This window comes from Cryobacterium sp. 10I1, assembly GCF_035019805.1.
Taxonomy (GTDB): Bacteria; Actinomycetota; Actinomycetes; order Actinomycetales; family Microbacteriaceae; genus Cryobacterium; species Cryobacterium glucosi.
This window is the reverse complement of sequence record NZ_JASJVF010000304.1, coordinates 1-3,405: the sequence shown is the minus strand read 5'-3', so window position 1 is coordinate 3,405 and position 3,405 is coordinate 1. Positions and strand designations below refer to the sequence as shown.

Genomic DNA, 3,405 nt, shown 5'->3' with positions numbered 1-3,405 from the left:
GGCAATCTGGTCTTCGAGAAGTCGGCCCGCAACTTCAACCCGCCGGCAGCGATGGCCGGCCGGATCACCATCGCCGAGGTCGACGAGCTCGTCGAACCGGGCGAGATCGATCCGGACGACGTGCACCTCGCCGGCATCTACGTGCAACGGATCGTGCAGCTGAACCACGCGGATGCGCATGACCTCCCGATCGAGAAGGTCACGACCCGGCCACGGCCGGGAGACGCCGCCGCGGCCGCGGCATCCGCCCATACCGCCAGAACGGAAGGCTGACATGCCCCTGACCCGCAACGAGATGGCGGCCCGAGCCGCGCAGGAACTCGCCCCCGACAGCTACGTCAACCTCGGGATCGGCCTGCCGACCCTGATCCCGAACTTCCTGCCGGAGGGGGTGCACGTCATCCTGCATTCGGAGAACGGGGTGCTCGGCGTCGGGGCGTACCCGTGGGAGGGCGAGGAGGACCCGAAACTGATCAACGCCGGCAAGGAGACCATCACCGTCAATCCCGGTGCGGCGTACTTCGACTCCGCGCAGAGCTTCGGCATGATCCGTGCCGGGGTCATCGACGTGGCCGTTCTCGGCGCGATGCAGGTCTCGGAGACGGGAGACATCGCGAACTGGGCCGTGCCGGGCAAGATGATCAAAGGTATGGGCGGGGCGATGGACCTCGTGCACGGCGCCGATACCGTGATCGTCGTGATGGAGCATGTCACGCGTGCCGGCGAGCACAAGATCGTGGCGGAGTGCTCCCTTCCCCTGACCGGCAAGCACGTGGTCACCCGGATCATCACCGACCTCGCGGTGATCGACGTCACCGGGGAGGGGCTCGTGCTGCGGGAGGTCGCTCCGGGTCTCACCGTCGCGGAGGTGCAGGCCGCGACCGGGGCGCGGCTGCTCGTGCCCGCGGAACCGGGCGTCATCCGCACCCTGCTGTCAGGGGTCGGCGCATGAACGAGCGGATGCGCGAGGTCGTCATCTGCGAACCGGTGCGCACCCCGATCGGGCGCTTCGGCGGGATGTTCGCCACGGTCGCGCCGGCCGACCTCGCCGCCGCCGTGATCGCGGCCCTGCTGGAACGTACCGGCATCGACGGGGGTGTGATCGACGACGTGATCCTCGGGCAGGCCTACCCGACCGCGGAGGCGGCATCCGTCGCCCGCGTCGCCGCCCTCAACGCCGGCCTGCCGGTGACCGTCGGCGGGCTCCAACTCGACCGGCGGTGCGGCTCCGGCCTGCAGGCCGTGCTCGACGCGGCGATGCAGGTGCAGACCGGCATCAGCGACGTCGTCGTGGCCGGCGGGGTCGACTCGATGAGCCAGGCGCCGTTCTACACCGTCGATTCCCGTTTCGGAATCACGGCCGGGCCGGGCCTGCTGCTGCGCGACGCGCTCAGCCGTGGCCGGGAGACCGCCGGCGGCCGCAACTACCCGGTTCCCGGCGGCATGCTCGAGACCGCGGAGAACCTGCGCCGGGAGTACGGCATCGGTCGTACCGAGCAGGACGAGCTCGCCGTGCGGTCCCAGCAGCGCGCCGCGGCGGCCGTTGCAGAGGGCCGCTTCGACGCCGAAATCGTTCCGGTCACGGTTCCGGGGCGAAAGGGCGCCGTCGTCGTCTCCCGCGACGAAACCCCGCGGCCGGACACGACCCTGGCCGGTCTCGCCGGGCTGCGTCCCATTCTCGTGAAGACGGATGCCGCCGCGACGGTCACCGCCGGAAACGCGAGCGGGCAGAACGACGCCGCCGCCGTGTGCCTCGTGACGACCCCTGAGCGCGCCGCGGAGCTCGGGCTCACCCCGCTCGTGCGCCTCGTGACGTGGGCAAGGGCCGGCGTCGAGCCCTCGCGGATGGGCATCGGGCCGGTGCCCGCAACGAAGAAGGCCCTCGAACGCGCAGGCCTCACCCTCGCGGACATTGACCTGATCGAGCTCAATGAGGCATTCGCCGCGCAGGTGCTCGCGGTCAGCCGGGAGTGGAAATTCACCGACGCCGACTGGGAACGCACCAACGTGAACGGTTCCGGCATCTCCCTGGGTCACCCCGTCGGTGCCACCGGCGCACGCATCCTGGCGACCGCGAGCAGGCACCTGCACCGCACCGGGGGGCAGTACCTGCTCGAGACCATGTGCATCGGGGGTGGACAGGGCCTCGCCGCCGTCTTCGAACGGGTGTGATGGGAGGCGATCGCTGTCCGGTCGCTCGGGCCGGGCATCCGGTGCGCGCAAGCCGAAGCAGGAGCCGACCGTGCGCTCCGCAGTTGGCGGCCGTGCTCAGGCGGCCGGGGGCCGGAACGCGAGCGCGAGCTCGACGAGCAGGCGGGCTCCGAAACCGGTCGGTCCCTTGGTCCGCCAGGAGTCGTCGGAGTCCGACTGCATCGGGCCGCACATGTCGACGTGCGCCCAGGGGGTGTCGCCGACGAAGTCCGCGAGGAACAGGGCAGCGGTCGTCGCGCCGGCGAACGGCCCGCCGAGGTTCGACATGTCCGCGACGTCCGAGTCGAGCTGGTTGCGGTAGCGGCGGTCGAGCGGAAGTTGCCAGACTGTCTCGTCGGTGAGGTCGGATGCCGCGCGCACCTGGTCGATGATGTCCTGGTCGTTGCCGAACAGCGCCGCCATCATCGGGCCGAGCGAGACGAGCGCGGCCCCGGTGAGGGTCGCGAGGTCGACGATGGCGTCAACGCCCTCTTCGGTGGCGAGGACGAGCCCGTCCGCCATCACGAGCCGCCCCTCCGCGTCGGTGTTCTTGACTTCGACGGTCGTGCCGCCGCGGATCGTGAGGACGTCACCCATCGCGGTCGCCGAACCGGAGGGCATGTTGTCTGTGCACATCAGATAGGCGGTCACGGCGTTCGTGCAGCCGAGTTCTGTGAGCGCAGTCATCGCGGCGAAGATCGCGCCGGCACCGGACATGTCCATCTTCATCGCGAGGTGCGTGACATCGCCCGGCTTGAGAGCGATCCCGCCGGAGTCGTACATGATGCCCTTGCCGACGAGGGCGAGGTGCCCGGTCGGCTGTTCGGAGGGGCGATACCGGACCTCGATCATCCGGGGCTCTTCGATGCTGCCGGCATTGACGCCGAGGAGGCCGCCGCAGCCGAGCTCGATGAGTTCCGCCTTGTCGAAGACGCTCACCTCGAGCCCGAATTGCGGTGCGAGAGCCTCTGCGAAGTCGCCGAAGACCGTCGCCGTGAGATGGGAGGGCGGGGCGGCCGCAAGGTCGCGCGCGAGGGCCGTCGCCCGGGCGAGGGCGAGGCCGCGTGCGACGCCGCCTGCGTGTGCGGTGCTCCCGACGAGGTCGAGCGCTTCGAGGGGAATGTGGGTGGTCGCCGTTTTGAGTTCGAGGTAGCGATAGCGTGCGAGCACGGCGCCCTCGACGACGGCCGCGCTGGCCGCGACCGGGTCGAGCCC

Annotated in this window: 4 protein-coding genes; 3 read left to right on the top strand and 1 reads right to left on the bottom strand. The window is 70.5% G+C overall.

The genetic code is table 11. The features are described 5' to 3' along the window. The 3 genes from QN345_RS16975 to QN345_RS16965 form a co-directional block, all read left to right on the top strand. A partial coding sequence (locus QN345_RS16975) for a CoA-transferase (RefSeq protein WP_323508932.1) occupies window positions 1-273 on the top strand: 273 nt, incomplete at its 5' end. Between the two features lies 1 nt (window position 274). Then, on the top strand, window positions 275-952 hold the full coding sequence (locus tag QN345_RS16970) for a 3-oxoacid CoA-transferase subunit B (RefSeq protein WP_134448888.1): 678 nt from the start codon (window positions 275-277) through the stop codon (window positions 950-952). Next, entirely contained in the window at window positions 949-2,172 is a 1,224-nt protein-coding gene (locus QN345_RS16965; RefSeq protein WP_277612965.1) for an acetyl-CoA C-acetyltransferase, read from the top strand. The genes QN345_RS16970 and QN345_RS16965 overlap by 4 nt, the downstream gene beginning before the upstream one ends. A gap of 96 nt (window positions 2,173-2,268) precedes the next feature. Here the strand turns inward: QN345_RS16965 and QN345_RS16960 are convergent. Then, on the bottom strand, window positions 2,269-3,405 hold a 1,137-nt coding region (locus tag QN345_RS16960), incomplete at its 5' end, for a M17 family metallopeptidase (protein ID WP_323508931.1).